A 15452-nucleotide genomic window follows, 5' to 3' on the forward strand; every position below is an offset into this window, starting at 1 on the left:
GAGTGCCTATCCTGCTGATGTGACTCCCGACCCCAACGCACCGGCCCAGACGGTGCGCCGCAAGCCCCTCCTCGCGGTGCTCCTGGCGCCGCTGTTCATGGCACTGGTGGCCGTGAGCGTCATCAACGTCGCCCTCACCGCCATCGGTGAGAGCCTCGAGGCCGATACGGGCGGGCTGCAGTGGGTGATCTCCGGGTACGCGCTGGCGTTCGGGATGCTGCTGGTGCCCGCCGGCCGCGCCGGGGACGCCACAGGCAGGCGCCGGATGCTGATCGTCGGCATCGCCGTGTTCACGATCGGCTCCCTGCTCAGCGGCTTCGCCCCGTCGGTCGAGGTGCTCAACGCCGCCCGCATCCTCCAGGGCGTCGGCTCGGGGCTGCTGAACCCGCAGACGGTCGCGCTGATCCAGCAGCACTTCCGCGGCCAGGACCGCGCCCGCGCCTTCGCGCTGCTGGCGACCACGGTCGCCGTCGCCACCGCCGTCGGCCCCGTCATCGGCGGCCTGCTGATCCAGGTGCTGGGCCCCGACCAGGGCTGGCGATGGATGTTCCTGATGAACGTCCCGATCGGCATCGCCGCCATCGCCGGCGCCTTCAAGGTCATCCCCGACGACCACGTCCGGGCTACGCGTCGCCCGGACCTCGACCCCGTCGGCACCGTGCTGCTGTGCGTGGCGATCCTCGGGGTGATGCTGCCGTTCCTCGAGCGCGGCGTCAGCCCGCTGGTGTGGCTGTCCTTCCCCGTCGGCCTGGCGGTGCTGGGCCTGTGGTGGTGGTGGGAGCAGCGCTACAAGCTCTCCGGCCGGCCGCCGATGGTCGACACCGCGATCTTCACCTCCCGCGCATTCCGCAACGGCATCCTCATCGTCTCGATCTACTTCCTCGGCGCCACCAGTGTGTGGATCATCGTGCCGCTGTACCTGCAGATGCACCTCGAGCACTCCGCCTTCGAGGCCTCCCTGATGGGCCTGCCGTCCTCGGCCGCGGCCGCAGTGACTTCGCAGGTCGCCGGCCGGTACGTGCTCGCACTCGGCCGCCGCCTGGTGATTGCCGGGTTCGCCATCGCCTTCACCGGCCTGCTGGGCACCGCCCTTCTGGCCGGCTTCGTCGAGAGCGGGGCGATCGCGTTCTGGTGGCTGGCCGCGCCGCTGATGCTGATGGGCTTCAGTCAGGGCATGATCATCTCGCCGAACCAGACCCTGACCCTGCACTCGGTCGACCCCCGCTTCGGGGGCGTGGCCGGCGGGATCCTTCAGCTGGGCCAACGCACCGGCGCGGCGATCGGCACCGCGATGATCCCCGGTGTCATCTTCGCCCTCACCGAGGGCGGCCACGCGTGGCTCGAGGCGTTCATCATCGCGATCGCGATCATCATGGCGCTGACCCTCGTGGCCATGGCCGTCAGCGTCGCCGACCGGGCCCGCGAGAAGTCCAGCCCGGGAGCGCTGTGACGTCGCGGCGGCAGGGCTCTCAGGCGGTGAATCCCGCCGAGGCGCGGGTAGCGTGGCGGGGAACAGACAGAAGAGTCTGCACAAGGACCGACCAGCCGCGAGAGGACGATCTCCGTGACCACTGACCTCACCTCCCACGACTTCGCCGGCCAGATCGCGATCATCACCGGCGCTGCCTCCGGTATCGGCCACGCCATCGCGACCCATCTGGCCGAACGCGGGGCCCGCATCGCCGGCGTCGACATCGCCTCCGGCCTGGATGAGGCGGTCGCCGCCCTGCCCGGCGCCGGCCACCTGCCCGTGAGCGCGGACATCTCCGACGCGGACGCAGCCTCCGAGGCCGTCTCCCGGGTGACCACGGAGCTCGGAGCGCCCCACGTCCTCGTCAACTCCGCCGGCATCGGCCGCTTCGCCCCCGGCGAGCAGGTCCCGGCGAAGGACTGGCAGGCCACGCTCGCGGTCAACCTCTCCGGCAGCTTCTTCATGGCCCAGGCCGCCGGCCGCGCCATGCTCGAGGCCGGCTACGGGCGCATCGTCTCCATCGCCTCCCAGGCCGCCGAGATCGGACTGGCCGAGCACGCCGCCTACTCCGCCAGCAAGGCGGGCATCCTGGGCTTCACCCGAGTGCTCGCGGTGGAATGGGCCTCGCGCGGCGTCACCGTCAATGCCGTCTCCCCGACCATCGTCGACACCGCTCTCGCCCGCGAGATCTGGGTGGGGGAGAAAGGGGCGAAAGCCCGCGAGGAGATCCCGGCGGGGCGTTTCGCCGACCCCGGTGAGGTCGCTTCCCTGGTCGCTTTCCTCGCCGGCCGGGACGCCGCCATGATCACCGGCGAGAATGTGCGCGTCGACGGCGGCCGTTCCGTGATCTGATCCCGGGTCTGCAGTGCCCCTCGCCGAGCTGAGATCCGGCCGAGGCCAATAGCCCTTCCAGGGGCTCGCCTCGAAGGACATTTCCTGCGCGTCCGGTAAAAATCGGGCAAAAACCGCGGTCGGGATTGGTCAGGAAGGCTATTCCCGGTGCTCCGGGCCAGGCAACGTAGAGGGTGCCCCGGTACGGAGCGCAGGCCACCAGCCCGCAGCAGGGGAGCATCGCCGGTCCGCCGGTCGACAGCTTCCCGCTCCCGCCCCTTCCCCCGTGTCCCGAGGAGCCTTCCCATGGCCACTGCACGCCGCACCCCCTCCCACCGCGCCGACGGCGGCGCCGTCTACTTCCGCGGAGCTCGCGTGGCGCCCAAGATGGCCGCTGCCACCGGCGGCGCCGTCGTGGCCGCCGGGCTGAGCATCGGCGGCGCCGGTGTCGCCACCGCTGACCAGTCCGTGTGGGACGAGGTCGCCCAGTGCGAGTCCGGCGGCAACTGGTCGATCAACACCGGCAACGGCTACTACGGCGGTCTGCAGTTCTCCAGCTCCACCTGGACGGCCTTCGGCGGCGGCGAGTACGCCTCGAGCGCCGACGACGCGACCAAGGCCGAGCAGATCGCGGTCGCCCAGCGCACCCTCGCCGAGCAGGGCCCCGGCGCCTGGCCCACCTGCGGTGCCAAGGCGGGCCTGACCAGGTCCAACGGCGGGGCCGACCCCGATGCGCAGCCCGCCGGGGGCTCCAGCAGCGGCTCCACCGGCGGCGGCACGAGCACCGGCGCCCCGTCCGAGACCTCCGGTGCACTCGCCGTCGACGGCAAGTTCGGCCCCAAGACCACGGCGGCTCTGCAGTCCTGGATCGGCGTCAGCGCCGACGGCTCGCTCTCGACCAGCGACATCAAGGCGCTGCAGGCCAAGGTCGGCGCGAGCGTGGACGGCAAGATCGGCTCGGAGACCACCGGCAAGCTGCGCACCACGATCGGGCTCAGCGACAACGGCACCTGGGACTTCCGCACCAGCTACTCCACCACCAAGGCGCTCCAGCAGTTCCTCAACGACGGCGCCCCCGCCGCGAGCACGCCCAGCAGCTCCGGCTCGGAGGGCTCCGGCTCGAGCAGCTCCGCCGACCTCGTGGTCGACGGCAAGTTCGGCCCCAGGACCACGGCGGCTCTGCAGTCCTGGATCGGCGTCAGCGCCGACGGCTCGCTCTCGACCAGCGACATCAAGGCTCTCCAGGCGAAGATCGGTGCGGAGGTCGACGGCAAGATCGGCTCGGAGACCACCGCCAAGCTGCGCGCCGCCATGGGCCACAGCAGCAACGGCGTGTGGGACTTCCGCAACAGCTACTCGACGACCAAGGCGCTCCAGGAGTTCCTCAACTCCCACTGAGCGGGTTGCTGGGCCGGCATCAGGCACGAGCCCACTGGCACGAAGGTGTAGCTGAGCGGCATCTGCCCCCTCTCAGGGGAGGGCAGATGCCGCTCCACTACATGGTCGTGCCATCCCCCGTGTCGATGCCGGGTCGATGCTGGCGACGATGCCCGGCTGATCACGCCTCAGCCGTGTAGCCGCTCACCCGCCCAGCCGCATCCAGGCGTCGTTGCGCACGCGCACTCCGAGAGTCACCGCGCGGGCGATCATGAAGATCAGCGTGCACGCCACCCAGAGCGCGGCCAGGGCCCACGCCCCGTGCCAGTCGGAGTAGTAGACCAGCGCTGCGAAAGGCAGGGTGACGGCCGCGTTGAGGACGCCGGCCTTGGCCAGGTAGGGAGCATCTCCCGCGCCCATCAGCACCCCGTCCAGCACGAACACGTAGCCCGCCACGGGCTGGGCGATCATGAGGATCCACAAGGCCGCGCGCAGGTTCTCCTGCACCGCGACGTCGGGGGTGAACAGACCTGGGATCACGTAGCTGGCCGCCAGCAGCAGTATCCCGGTGGCCACGCCCCCGCCGACGCCCCACACCATCAGCCGGCGGGTCACCGCGCGCACGGAGGCGGCATCGGCCGCGCCGAGGAACCTCCCCGTCAGCGCCTGGCCCGCGATCGCGAGGGCGTCGAGGGCGAGGGCGAGCAGGTTGAACACGGTCAGGGCGATCTGGTGGGCGGCCAGCTGCACGGCTCCGAGCTGGGTGGCCACGAGCGTCCCGGCCAGCAGCACCACGCGCAGCGAGACGGTGCGCACGAACATCGGCACCGACTCGCGGCCGGCCGAGGCGACCTGCCCGAGGTGCGGCCGCAGGGGTGCACCGTGGCGACGCGCGGCGCGGGACACCAGCACCAGCAGCACCCCGGCCATGCCCCACTGCGCGATGACCGTCCCGAGGGCGCTGCCCGCGATCCCCAGATCCAGGGCGAAGATCAACGTCCAGTTCAACGGGATGTTCACCACCGCGCCCGAGACGGCGACGATCAGCGGCAGCTTCGCGTCCTGCAGGCCGCGCAGGAGTCCGGTCGCGGACTGCACGGCGAGCATCGCCGGCACCCCGAACGCGCTCAGGCGCAGATACGTCGTCGCCTCGTCGAGCACTTCGGGCGAGGGCCCGAACAGGGCCAGGATCCAGCGGCCGCCGACGGCGAGCAGGATCAGCGCACCCGCGCCGATCATCAGCGCCAGCCAGCAGGCGTCGACGCCGCGCGCGATCGCTTCGCGGGTGCGGCCGGCCCCGAACGCCCGCGCCACCGACGCCGTGGTCGAGTAGGCCAGGAACACCGAGAGCCCGATCACCGTGGTCAGCACCGCGGAGGCCAGGCCCAGGCCGGCGAGTGAGACGGTGCCGACCCGGCCGATGAACGCGGAGTCCACCAGCAGGAACAGCGGCTCGGCGATCAGCGCGCCGAGGCTGGGCACGGCCAGCCTTAGGATGTCGCGGTCGACGACGCGGCGGGCGGCGGCCTTCGAGGCCGGACCGGTGGCAGCGGGGGAGGTGGAACCAGGAGATGCGGGGTCGGGCACGGTCCCATTGTCCTCCCAGGGCGCACGGCCCGGAAAATCGCCCCGGAGAGCAGAACGGGGGCTGCGGGGCGGCCGACCGACGGACCTGGATTCTCCTACGGACGTCGGATACACCGATACAGATTCGTATGGAACAGTTCGGCGTGGAGGGCCCGCCGCCGATTCCTCCGGGCGCGGGACCTGCCGTGCCGCTTCGCCGCCGCACGCATCGCACCGCTCGAGGAGCACGATGAACCGCCTCGCCCGTCTGAGCCTGAACAACCGCTCCTTCATCGCCCTGGTCTGCATCGCCGTGTCGATCATCGGTGCCTTCGCGATGACGACGATGCGTCAGGAGCTCATCCCCTCCGTCGCGCTCCCGCAGATCCAGGTGGTCACTCCTGCACCGGGCTCCTCCTCGGAGCAGGTCCAGGAGCGCATCAGCCGCCCTATCGAGCAGGCCCTGAGCGGGCTGGAGAACGTCGAATCGACCTCATCGACCTCGCAGGCCGGCACCTCGATGGTCACGGTCGAGCTGACCTACGGCACGGACGTCGCGCGCTCGACCAACCAGGTCGACGCGGCCCTGACCCGCATCGAGGACCAGCTGCCCGAGGACGCCGAGCCCCAGGTCATCTCCGGCGGCACCAGCGACCTGCCGGCCGTCGTCGTCTCCGTCTCCTCCGATCTGGAGCCGACGGAGCTCGCCACCCGGCTGGACGCCTCCGTGACGGAGGAGCTCGAGCGGGTCCAGGGTGTCTCCTCGGTCGCCGTGATCGGCGCGCCCGAGGAGATCGTGCGGATCAGCCCGGACGAGGCGGCCCTGGCCGACAACGGGCTCACCGAGAACGACATCGCGACCGCCCTGGACGAGCACGGCCTGTCCGTGCCCGGCGGCACCGTCACCGACGAGAACCGCAGCCTCGACGTGGTCCTGGGCCAGTCCCTGGACAGCATCGAGAGTCTCGAGACCATCGAACTGCTCCCGGCCGGCGACGGCCAGCAGGGCGAGGGCCAGGAAGCAGAGCCGGGGCAGGCCGGCGAGGACCCTCAGTCGGGCGAGGAGGCACTGCCGGGCCAGGACGCCCAGGCCCAGCCGCAGGAACCGGTCACCCTCTCGGAGGTCGCCACCGTCGATCGCACCACCGAGGAGGCCACCTCGATCTCCCGCACCAACGGCCGCGAGTCGCTGGTCGTGATGGTCACCGCCACCACAGACGGCAACGTCGTGGACATCTCCGAGGACGTCGAGGGCGTGCTGGCGGACACCCTGCCGGACGTGGGCGGCAACGCCGAGAGCGACGTCGTCTTCGATCAGGCGCCGTTCATCGAGGAATCGATCGTGGCGCTCGCCGAGGAGGGCCTGCTGGGGCTGATCTTCGCCGTCGGCGTGATCCTGCTGTTCCTGCGGCGGGTGCGGCCGACGGTCGTCACCGCCATCTCCATCCCCACCTCGCTGCTGATCGCCTTCATCGGCATGCTGGTGACCGGGTACACGCTGAACATGCTGACCCTGGCGGCGCTGACCATCTCCATCGGCCGCGTGGTCGACGACTCGATCGTGGTGATCGAGAACATCACCCGTCACCTCGCCTACGGCAAGGCCAAGATGCGCGCCATCCTCGATGCGACCGGGGAGGTCGCCGGCGCGATCACCGCCTCCACCCTGGCGACGGTGGTGGTGTTCCTGCCGATCGCGGTCGTCTCCGGCCTGGCCGGTGAGCTGTTCCGGCCCTTCGCGCTGACCGTCGGTATCGCCATGCTCAGCTCCCTGCTGGTGGCGCTGACCATCGTGCCGGTTCTGGCCTACTGGTTCCTGCGCTCCCCGAAGGGCCACGAGGACCTCGATCCCGCCGACGCCGCCGAGGCCGCCCGAATCCGCCAGGAGTCCGAGGCCCGCGAGGAGCGCGGCTGGCTGCACCGCCTGTACGACCGCATCCTCCACATCACCCTCGACTCGCTGCTGCGCCGGCTGCTCACGCTCGCCGCCTCCGTCGCCGTGCTGGTCGCCACCGTGTTCCTGATCCCGCTGGTCAACGTCAACTTCCTGGGGGACACCGGGCAGAACATCGCCTCCCTCACCCAGACCCTGCCCCCGGGGACCAGCCTGCAGCAGTCCTCCGAGAAGGCCTCCGAGGCGGAAGAGGCGCTGCTCGAGGTCGACGGGGTCGAGACGGTCCAGACCACCATCGGCGGCGGCTCGACCGGTTTCGGGGGCGGCGGCGCCGAGAACGAGATCAGCTACTCGATCACCACCGAGACCGACGCCGACCAGGCCGCCGTCCAGGAGGACATGGTCGCCGCCCTGGAGGACCTCCCGGACTCCGGCACCGTCGAAGCGGCCGACGTCGCCTCCCCCACCGGCTCCAGCTCGATCGACATCCTGATCACCGGCCCCACCTCCGAGGCCCGCCAGGACGCGAACGACGCGATCCTCGCCGAGCTCGACCCGGTTCCCGAGGGCGTCGAGGAGGTCACCAGCGACCTGCAGGCCGATCAGCCCACCGCGGTGGTCACCGTCGATCGGGAGGCCGCCGGCCGGCTGGGGCTGACCGAGGACACCGTGATCGGCATGGTCGCGGCACAGATGTACCCCGGGGCCATCGGCACCATCACCCTGGACGACGACGAGCTGGACATCTACGTCGAGCGCGGCGAGAGCGTGGACACCCTGGACGAGCTCCGCGGCCTCGAGCTGGCCGGGGGGATCCCGCTGACCGACATCGCCTCGGTCGAGGAGGAGCAGTCCCGCCCCCAGATCGCCACCCAGGACGGACTGGAGACCGTCACGGTCTCCGTCACCCCCGAGGGTGAGGACGTGGGCGATGCGACCGACGCGGCCAACGCGGCGATCGAGGACGCCGACCTGCCCGACGGCGTCGACGCGACCGTCGGCGGCACCGCCGAGGACATCAACGAGACCTTCGGCCAGCTCGGCATCGCCATGCTCGCCGCGATCCTGCTGGTGTACGTGCTGCTGGTGTGGATCTTCAAGTCCCTCGTCCAGCCCCTGATCCTGCTGGTCTCGATCCCCTTCGCCGCCACCGGCGCTCTCGGGCTGCTGATCATCACCCAGGTCCCGCTGGGCCTGCCCTCGATGATCGGCCTGCTGATGCTCGTGGGCATCGTGGTCACCAACGCGATCGTGCTGATCGACCTGGTCAACCAGTACCGCCGGCAGGGCATGAGCCTGGAGGAGGCACTGCATCGCGGGGCCGGCAAGAGGCTGCGGCCGATCCTGATGACCGCGGCGGCGACGATCTTCGCGCTGATCCCGATGGCGCTGGGCATCACCGGCAACGGAGGGTTCATCGCGCAGCCGCTGGCCGTGGTCGTGATCGGCGGTCTCGTCTCCTCGACCCTGCTGACGCTGGTCATCGTCCCGGTGCTCTACCGGATCGCCGAGGGCCCGGGGGAGCGGCGCCGGCTCCGCGAGGAGGCTCGGCTGGCCGAGCTGCGCGAGGCACGCCACCGCGAGGCCCGCGAGCGGGCCGCGGCCGAGCAGGAGGAGACCCGGCGCAGCGAGGAGCGGCGCACCCGCAGCAGCCGCTCCGTCAACCCCGCCGGGTCCCCGGCGCCGGCGCCCGCGTCGGGAGAGGACCCCGCCGCGGGAGAGGACCCCGCCGCGGGAGAGGACCCTGCCGCTGGAGAGGACCCCGCCGCGGGGGAGCGCTCCACCGCACGGGAGGGCGTCGCGCCGAGCGAGGGCAGCGGCCACCGGGGCACGCGGCGCTCGCTCAAGGAGCGCGGCGGCATCGTCGGGATCATCCGACGCCGTCGCGGGCGTGACTGACCGGCTCGTGACGCGGCACCGGCCGCTTCGCGGCTGACGGGCCTGCGCCGACCGCTGCCGGTCCCCGGCGCAGCCCGTCCCCTACGATGCGACCATGCCCCTGCAGAGCCTGCGCGAGTCGCTCGCCGGTGCCGCGACGGGCGGGTGGTCGGTGCGCACCCGCGTGCTGTCCGTGGTGCTCGCCTTCATGGTGGTGGGGCTCGCCGTCACCGGCCTGCTCACCTATGCGTCCCAGTTCGGTGTGCTCGAGGACCGCGTGGAGGCCGAGCTGGAGCAGGAGCTGCGCGAGCTGGATCTGATCGCGAACGCCACCGAGGACGACGGCTCCCACGTCCACACCTCCGTGGACAGCGTGCTGAACGCCGCCACGGAGTCCGCGGCGCCCTCGGACAACGAATCGGTGCTGGCCGTGATCGACGGCGAGCCGCTGTACAAGCCGCAGGCACAGGATTTCGACCTGGTCGCAGAAGGGCCCGCCGAGTCGCCGACGGTGCTGGAGGACATCCTGGCCGTGCACGAGCCGGGCCGCACGGTCTCCACCAGTCTGGACGTCGACGGACGCGAGGTGAAGGCCCTGGTGGCCTCCGTACAGGTGGCGGGGGACGACTCGGAGGGGATCTTTGTGGTCGCCAATGACATCGGCGCTCAGAAGCAGGAGCTGTGGCGGTCCGTGGCCACCTTTTCGGCGCTGTCCGTGGTGACGCTGATCGTGGCCGGCGGGGTCGGCTACCTCGTCACGGGGCGACTGCTCAGACCGCTGGAGACGCTGCGCGCTGCGACGGAGGAGATCACGGTCGACGACCTCGGCCGCCGGGTCCTCGTGCCCGAGGGACAGGACGACATCGCCGCTCTGGCCCGCAACTTCAACCGGATGCTCGAACGGATCCAGGCGGGGTTCGCCGAGCAGCGGCGCTTCATGAGCGACGTCGGCCACGAGCTGCGCACCCCGCTGACGATCGTGCACGGGACCCTGGAGACGGCCGACGCCGAGGACCCCGCCGACGTGCGCGAGGCCCACGAGATCGCCATGGACGAGCTCGACCGCATGGGACGCGTCGTCGGGGACCTCTCGGAGCTGGCGGCCTCGACCCGTCCCGACTACGTGCGCACCCGGCCCGTGGACCTGGCCGCCTTCGCCCGCTCCGCGCTCGCACGGATGGAGCACATCGCCGACCGCGACTGGGTGCTGGACCGGGCCGCGGACGTCACGGCCGACGCCGACGAACAGCGCCTGACGCAAGCCATCGTCCAGCTCGCCGCCAATGCCGCGCGCTACAGCGAGGAGGGCAGCAGGGTGCGGTTCGCGGTGGACCGGGTGCTGGGACCGGACGGCCCGGAGATCCACCTCAGCATGCAGGACGAGGGCGTCGGCATCGCCGAGCAGGACCAGCAGCGGATCTTCGAGCGGTTCGCTCGGGTCGACAACGACCGCGGCTCGGGCACCGGCCTGGGCCTGCCCATCGTGCAGGCGATCGCGCAGGGCCACGGCGGGGACGTGCGCCTGTCCTCGCAGCCCGGCCGTGGCTCCACGTTCACCATCGTGATCCCGCAGCATGCGCGGCCGGCGGGGAGCGGGCCGGGCGGGCCGGGGGAGGTCGAGCCCGGGGATACTGGACCGACGGGCACCGGCGCGGGCACGCAGGCGCCGCAGACGAAGGGAGCAGGCCGCCGATGAGGATCCTGATCGCCGAGGACGAAGCACGGATCGCACGATTCGTCGAGCGCGGGCTCAAGGCCAACGGGTACGCCTCGAGCGTGGTCGAGGACGGCATCAGCGCACTGGACCTCGCCTCCAGCGGCGACTTCGACCTGCTGATCCTCGATGTGGGACTGCCGCGGATGGACGGCTTCCAGGTGCTCAGGGCGCTGCGGGAGATGGAGGTGGACCTTCCCATCCTCATGGTCACCGCTCGCACCGGGGTCGAGGACACGGTCCAGGGGCTCGAGGCCGGCGCCAACGACTACATCGCCAAACCCTTCCGCTTCGAGGAGCTGCTGGCCAGGGTGAAGCTGCGTGCGCGCGAGGCGACGGCGGGCGCCGGCGCGGCCGGCAGCGATGTGCTCGAGCTCGGGGACCTGCGTCTGGACCTGCGCACGCGGGTCGCCACGTTCCGCGACGAGCCGGCCGACGGGGACGGCGAGGGCGCGCCCGCCGACCGGGCCGAGGAGTCCGGCGGCGCGGCCGGTCCGGAGCGCTCGGTCGAGCTGTCCTCGCGGGAGTTCACGATGGCACGGGTGTTCCTCGAGAATCCCCGTCAGGTGCTCACCCGCGACCTGCTGCTGTCGAGGGTCTGGGGCTACGACTACGACGGCGCCTCGAACGTGGTCGACGTGTACGTCGGATACCTCCGCGGCAAGCTGGGCGCACGTCGCTTCGTGACCGTCCGCGGCGCCGGGTACAAACTCGTGGATCCGCGCGCGTGAGGCCCCGCCTGACGAGCCGGCCACGCGCACCCCGGCCCGTGATGCCTGGGGCGCGGCCAGCACATGAGAGGCCTCTCATGACGAGTTCACGCCCGTTTCATCGCAGGTGGGGACCATGAAAGACGTGAAGGCTCTCCGTACCGCCGCAATCATCCTGGCTGTCGCGCTCGCGGCGGTCGGCCTCGCCGCGCTGCCCGCCGTGGAGCAGACGGGGGTGGACCGTCCGGGCATCGTCGTGGAGGAGGACGCCGCCGCCTCCGACGGGGGCGGATCCTCCGGTGGCCTGCCCGGTGACGTGCCCGAGTCCTCGCAGGCCGGCGACAGCGCGGGGGAGGAGTCCGTGGAGATCCCGGAGGCCGAGGCCGGAGCCGGGTCCTCGGGCTCGGAGGCCTCCTCCGCCGGCGACGGGGTCTCCCTCGAGCCGGCTCCTTCGCCGAAGCCGGCCCCGGAACCCTCCGCAACCCCCGAGTCCGACGGCTCCGGGCAGGGCAGCTCCTCGGGGTCCGGCAGCTCCAGCGGTTCCAGCAGCTCCAGCGGGTCCAGTGGTGCCGGCGGCTCATCGAGCAGCGAGGACGGCGCCTCCACGGGCACGACGCAGCGCCCCTCCGACACCTGCGAGTGGGACGACGGGGGCTGGGAGTGCGAGGACGATACGTCCACCCGCAGCGCCGACGCCGACGACGATGATGATGACGACGGCGACGACGATGAGGGGGACGACGACGATGAGGACGACGAGGACGACTGACCGCGCCCGCCTGGACGACTGACCGCGTCCCCTGGGGGCGAATGACTGATCTCGCCCGGGCGACTGACCGGTCTCCCCGTGGGGCGACTGACTGATCTCGCCCGGGCGACTGACCGGTCCCGCCTGGAGGACTGACCGATCTCGACCGGTCTCGACCGGTCTCGGCGTTACTCGTCCTCGCTGTCCGTCCCGACGCCGGCGGTGGTACCGCGCTCGGCGGCCGTGAGCGAGCGCAGCCGGTATTCGCGTGCCTCGAGCCGACGGGCGAGGTCATCGGACCCGGTCAGCAGGACCATGCCGGGATACCCGGTCAGCACCCGCTCCAGCATCCTGCGCCCGTCGTCATCCAGATCGCCCTCGAGGGCGTCGACGATCAGCAGCGGCGGCGTCCCGTACAGGGCACGGGCCAGGGCGAGCCGGGCGCGGTCGCCGCGCCCCAGCGGTTCGCCGCCGCGTCGCAGACGGGTGCGGGCGCCATCGGGCAGTGCGGAGACGTCCAGGCCGACGAGGTCCAGGATCTCCTGGTCGTGGGCCGCGTCCAGGTCGGGGCGGCGGTAATGCAGTGCCCGTGCCACCGTGCCCGGCTCGAAGACAGCGCCGGCACCTGCGTAGCCGACCAGCATCCGCACCCGCTTGGAGCGCAGAGCCCGCAGGTTCTCACCGGCCACCCACGTCGCATCGGGAGCGGCACCCTCCGGGCCGGGGGAGAGCTCGAGCAGCCGTCGCACGAAATCGCGCGGGGCCGCAGGGTCCTCACTGACCAGCCGCACCCGATCGCCGGCCCACGCCCGCAGCGCATCACCGGGCTCCGTCAGGCCCGGCAGCTCGAGGTGGACGAGGCGCTCGGCTCCCTGCCCGGCCGGTGGCATCACCGGCGGGGCGGCCTCCGCACCGGCCCGGCGACGTGCCGAGGCCTGTTCACGGCGGGCCGCCGCGCCGGCCAGGGCGGGCCCGAGCACCATTCGCGCGGCCCGGTAGGTCTGGCGGTACTCCACGATCCGGCCGATCTCGAGAACGGGGGTCGAGGCGATCCCGGCCACGGCCATGGCCGCCATCGTGATCCCGGGGGCGAGACCCAGGAAGGCGCCGGTGGCGGCCACCAGCAGCGCGGTCAGGGTCGAGGCGACGATCCCTCCGGCGCGGATGGTCCCCACCGTCTCGGCGCGATCCACCGCGATCTCGACCAGGCGGCCCGAGGCGTCCCGGAGGTTGCGCAGCTCGCGGCGGGTCCCGCCCGAGGCGAGGATCCCGTCGGACGCTGTCACCGTGTCGGCGATCCGGGAGGCGAGCCGGCCGCGGGTGCGCCGCATCCGGCGCGTCTTGACCAGCGCGGTGCGCGCCCAGAACACCAGGCACAGGCCGAGCACCAGCAGCGGAGCGGCCATCGCGAGGGCGAGCGCGGGGTGGAGCACGGCGAGGGTGACGAGGCTGCCGCCGATCAGCGGCACCGCCACCGTGAGCGGGGCGATGCCCTGGGAGACCCAGTTGCGCACCCCGGAGAGATCATTGGTGGTGCGGGCGACGGTCACGCCCAGGGAGGTCGCGTGCCCGGGAGTGAGGGCGTCGCCGAGCAGGTGCAGCCGCAGCTGATGGACGTAGTCCTGACCCAGCTTCTCGGCCACCACCCGCTCGTGCACCTTCAGCGCGCCGACCGCGAGGGCGGCGAGGACCAGCAGGACCAGCGCCCGCAGCAGCAGCGGGGAGGCTCCCGTCGGAGCCTCCTGGAGCTTGACCAGCGCCCACGCCGACAGGGCCGCGAGCCCGGCCTGACCGAGGCCCAGCAGCACCAGGACGCTCAGCCAGCGGCGTCGCACGCCCCGCAGCAGCGGAGGCAGCGGCGGCGGGTTCCGCAGCAGTCCGTCGGCGTCCTCACGGGGTTCCCGCTCGCGCCCGTTGCGCTGACGGGATGCCGGCTCGGCCGACTCCCGCTCACGCGATGCCCGCCCGCTCTCACGCCATGCCCGCCGGCGCTCACGCAGCATCGGCGCCGTGCTTCCCGAGCAGGTCGGCGACCAGCCCGCGGGCGATGCCGGCATCGGCCAGGTCGAAGGTCGGCACGACGGGGATCTCGAGCGCCCGGCGGGACTCGGCCGTGGCCAGCGGGGAGCTGGTCAGGACGCCCGAGACGAAGCTCGGGACGTGGCCGAGCGTGGCCAGCGCCGCCACCCCTCCGACCGCGCCGAGCGCATCGCCCGCGGAGAAGACCACCTCGTCCACCACCCGGCAGAACTCCGCATCGCCCAGCAGGCGGGCGGTCTCGCCCTGGTAGAGCCCGTCGGCGATCTCCAGCAGGACCACGTCCGGCGCCGCACCGCCACCGGCGAGCTCGTCGGCCATGGACAGGAACAGGTCCCGCACCTCGTCGGCCCCGAGCTGGAACGTCGAGGCGTAGCCGAAGTCGGTGAAGTCCAGGACCCGATGGGCGCCGGCGTCGAGGAAGAGGTTGTAGTCGTTGCCGGCGCCCGTGCCCGTCGCCTTGCCTGCGGCGACGCGCAGACCGGCTGCGGCGAGACCGTGGGCGAGCTGGGCGAGCACGGTGGACTTGCCGGAGTTCATGGACGTCCCCAGCACCGCGATCACCGGCGCGTGATGGGCGGGGCGATCGGTACGGGAGGCCACCCCGGGCGCGATCCGATGCGCGGCGGCCCGAGACAGGGTGAGGGGACCGTGCTCATCGCGCAGGACCCCGATGGGCTCGATCTCGGTGGGGGAGCCGACGCCGGCGTGCTGCTCGAGCACGCGCGAGGCGAGTCCCCCGGCGGCCGCGAGGTGAGCGGGGCCGAGGTCGGCCGGGACCGTCGCGAGGAACTGATCGGCGGCGTAGCGGCTGCCGTAGGCGACCACGATCTCGTCGCCCACGAACAGGACCTGGCGGCGGGAGGTCGGGCCCTCGAGCCGCTTGTGGTGGCCGATGGAGGTGACGCGGGCCAGGACGATCTCGCCTGCGCGCGGGGTGTGGTCCGCGGTGATCAGGTCGACGTCCGCGGCGCGGCGCAGGAACGCCCCGACGCTCCGCGTGGAGAACGCGTGCTTGGCGCGCTCGATCCGGGCCCGCGGCGTCTCGGCCGTGTCCGTGCTGCGCGCCGGCCCGGCGGAGAGGACTGCGTCGGCCGGGGAGGTCGTGGTGGCGGGGGCTGTCGCGGGGGCCTGGTTCAGGATCGTCATGGGGACTCCTCGGGATGCTGCATTCTGGATCGGACCGCCCAGAGCCGCGGGCGATGGGATGCAGTGAATCGGGAGGG

The 15452-nt window shown here is 72.2% G+C and carries 10 protein-coding genes; 7 read left to right on the forward strand and 3 right to left on the reverse strand.

The features are described 5' to 3' along the window. The first annotated feature begins 19 nt into the window (after positions 1-19). The 3 genes from ACFQRJ_RS09295 (at position 20) to ACFQRJ_RS09305 (ending at position 3700) form a co-directional block, all read left to right on the forward strand. Positions 20-1450, forward strand: a complete 1431-nt coding sequence (locus ACFQRJ_RS09295; RefSeq protein ID WP_377018741.1) for an MFS transporter — start codon at positions 20-22, stop codon at positions 1448-1450. A 114-nt stretch (positions 1451-1564) separates the two neighbouring features. Further along, positions 1565-2323 carry a GolD/DthD family dehydrogenase gene (locus ACFQRJ_RS09300; RefSeq protein ID WP_377018742.1) on the forward strand — a complete coding sequence of 253 codons (759 nt, stop codon included), beginning with the start codon at positions 1565-1567 and terminating at the stop codon, positions 2321-2323. 285 nt (positions 2324-2608) lie between these two features. After that, positions 2609-3700, forward strand: a complete 1092-nt coding sequence (locus ACFQRJ_RS09305; RefSeq protein WP_377018743.1) for a transglycosylase family protein — start codon at positions 2609-2611, stop codon at positions 3698-3700. 183 nt (positions 3701-3883) lie between these two features. Here ACFQRJ_RS09305 and ACFQRJ_RS09310 read toward each other — a convergent pair whose 3' ends face one another. Further along, on the reverse strand, positions 3884-5266 hold the full coding sequence (locus tag ACFQRJ_RS09310; protein ID WP_377018744.1) for an MATE family efflux transporter: 1383 nt from the start codon (positions 5264-5266) through the stop codon (positions 3884-3886). Positions 5267-5495: 229 nt separating this feature from the next. On the opposite strand from ACFQRJ_RS09310, the gene ACFQRJ_RS09315 reads away from it, so the two are divergent. The 4 genes from ACFQRJ_RS09315 (at position 5496) to ACFQRJ_RS09330 (ending at position 12210) form a co-directional block, all read left to right on the forward strand. Next, complete coding sequence (locus ACFQRJ_RS09315) at positions 5496-9038, forward strand: efflux RND transporter permease subunit (protein WP_377018745.1); 3543 nt, start codon at positions 5496-5498, stop codon at positions 9036-9038. Between the two features lie 94 nt (positions 9039-9132). Next, the gene (locus ACFQRJ_RS09320) at positions 9133-10713 is read left to right on the forward strand and encodes an ATP-binding protein (RefSeq protein ID WP_377018746.1); all 1581 of its coding nucleotides are present in this window, start codon (positions 9133-9135) and stop codon (positions 10711-10713) included. Continuing rightward, entirely contained in the window at positions 10710-11462 is a 753-nt protein-coding gene (locus tag ACFQRJ_RS09325) for a response regulator transcription factor (RefSeq protein WP_377018747.1), read from the forward strand. Before ACFQRJ_RS09320 ends, ACFQRJ_RS09325 begins: the two co-directional genes overlap by 4 nt. Positions 11463-11586: 124 nt before the next feature. After that, positions 11587-12210: a hypothetical protein gene (locus ACFQRJ_RS09330; RefSeq protein ID WP_377018748.1), complete on the forward strand. Its 624-nt coding sequence runs from the start codon at positions 11587-11589 to the stop codon at positions 12208-12210. A 167-nt stretch (positions 12211-12377) separates the two neighbouring features. Here ACFQRJ_RS09330 and ACFQRJ_RS09335 read toward each other — a convergent pair whose 3' ends face one another. Both ACFQRJ_RS09335 and ACFQRJ_RS09340 read right to left on the reverse strand, forming a co-directional pair. Further along, positions 12378-14192, reverse strand: coding sequence for an ABC transporter transmembrane domain-containing protein (locus tag ACFQRJ_RS09335; protein WP_377018749.1), 1815 nt, complete (start codon positions 14190-14192; stop codon positions 12378-12380). After that, entirely contained in the window at positions 14182-15375 is a 1194-nt protein-coding gene (locus tag ACFQRJ_RS09340) for a DUF1611 domain-containing protein (protein WP_377018750.1), read from the reverse strand. The genes ACFQRJ_RS09335 and ACFQRJ_RS09340 overlap by 11 nt, the downstream gene beginning before the upstream one ends. Positions 15376-15452 lie beyond the last annotated feature (77 nt).

Source organism: Brachybacterium sp. GCM10030252 (assembly GCF_042666535.1).
In the GTDB taxonomy this organism is placed as follows: Bacteria; Actinomycetota; Actinomycetes; order Actinomycetales; family Dermabacteraceae; genus Brachybacterium.

Coding starts and splice junctions, on each gene's coding strand:
- ACFQRJ_RS09305 (WP_377018743.1), top strand. CDS start 2,609: ATGGCCACTGCACGCCGCACCCCCTCCCACCGCGCCGACGGCGGCGCC.
- ACFQRJ_RS09315 (WP_377018745.1), top strand. CDS start 5,496: ATGAACCGCCTCGCCCGTCTGAGCCTGAACAACCGCTCCTTCATCGCC.
- ACFQRJ_RS09320 (WP_377018746.1), top strand. CDS start 9,133: ATGCCCCTGCAGAGCCTGCGCGAGTCGCTCGCCGGTGCCGCGACGGGC.
- ACFQRJ_RS09325 (WP_377018747.1), top strand. CDS start 10,710: ATGAGGATCCTGATCGCCGAGGACGAAGCACGGATCGCACGATTCGTC.
- ACFQRJ_RS09335 (WP_377018749.1), bottom strand. CDS start 14,192: ATGCTGCGTGAGCGCCGGCGGGCATGGCGTGAGAGCGGGCGGGCATCG.
- ACFQRJ_RS09340 (WP_377018750.1), bottom strand. CDS start 15,375: ATGACGATCCTGAACCAGGCCCCCGCGACAGCCCCCGCCACCACGACC.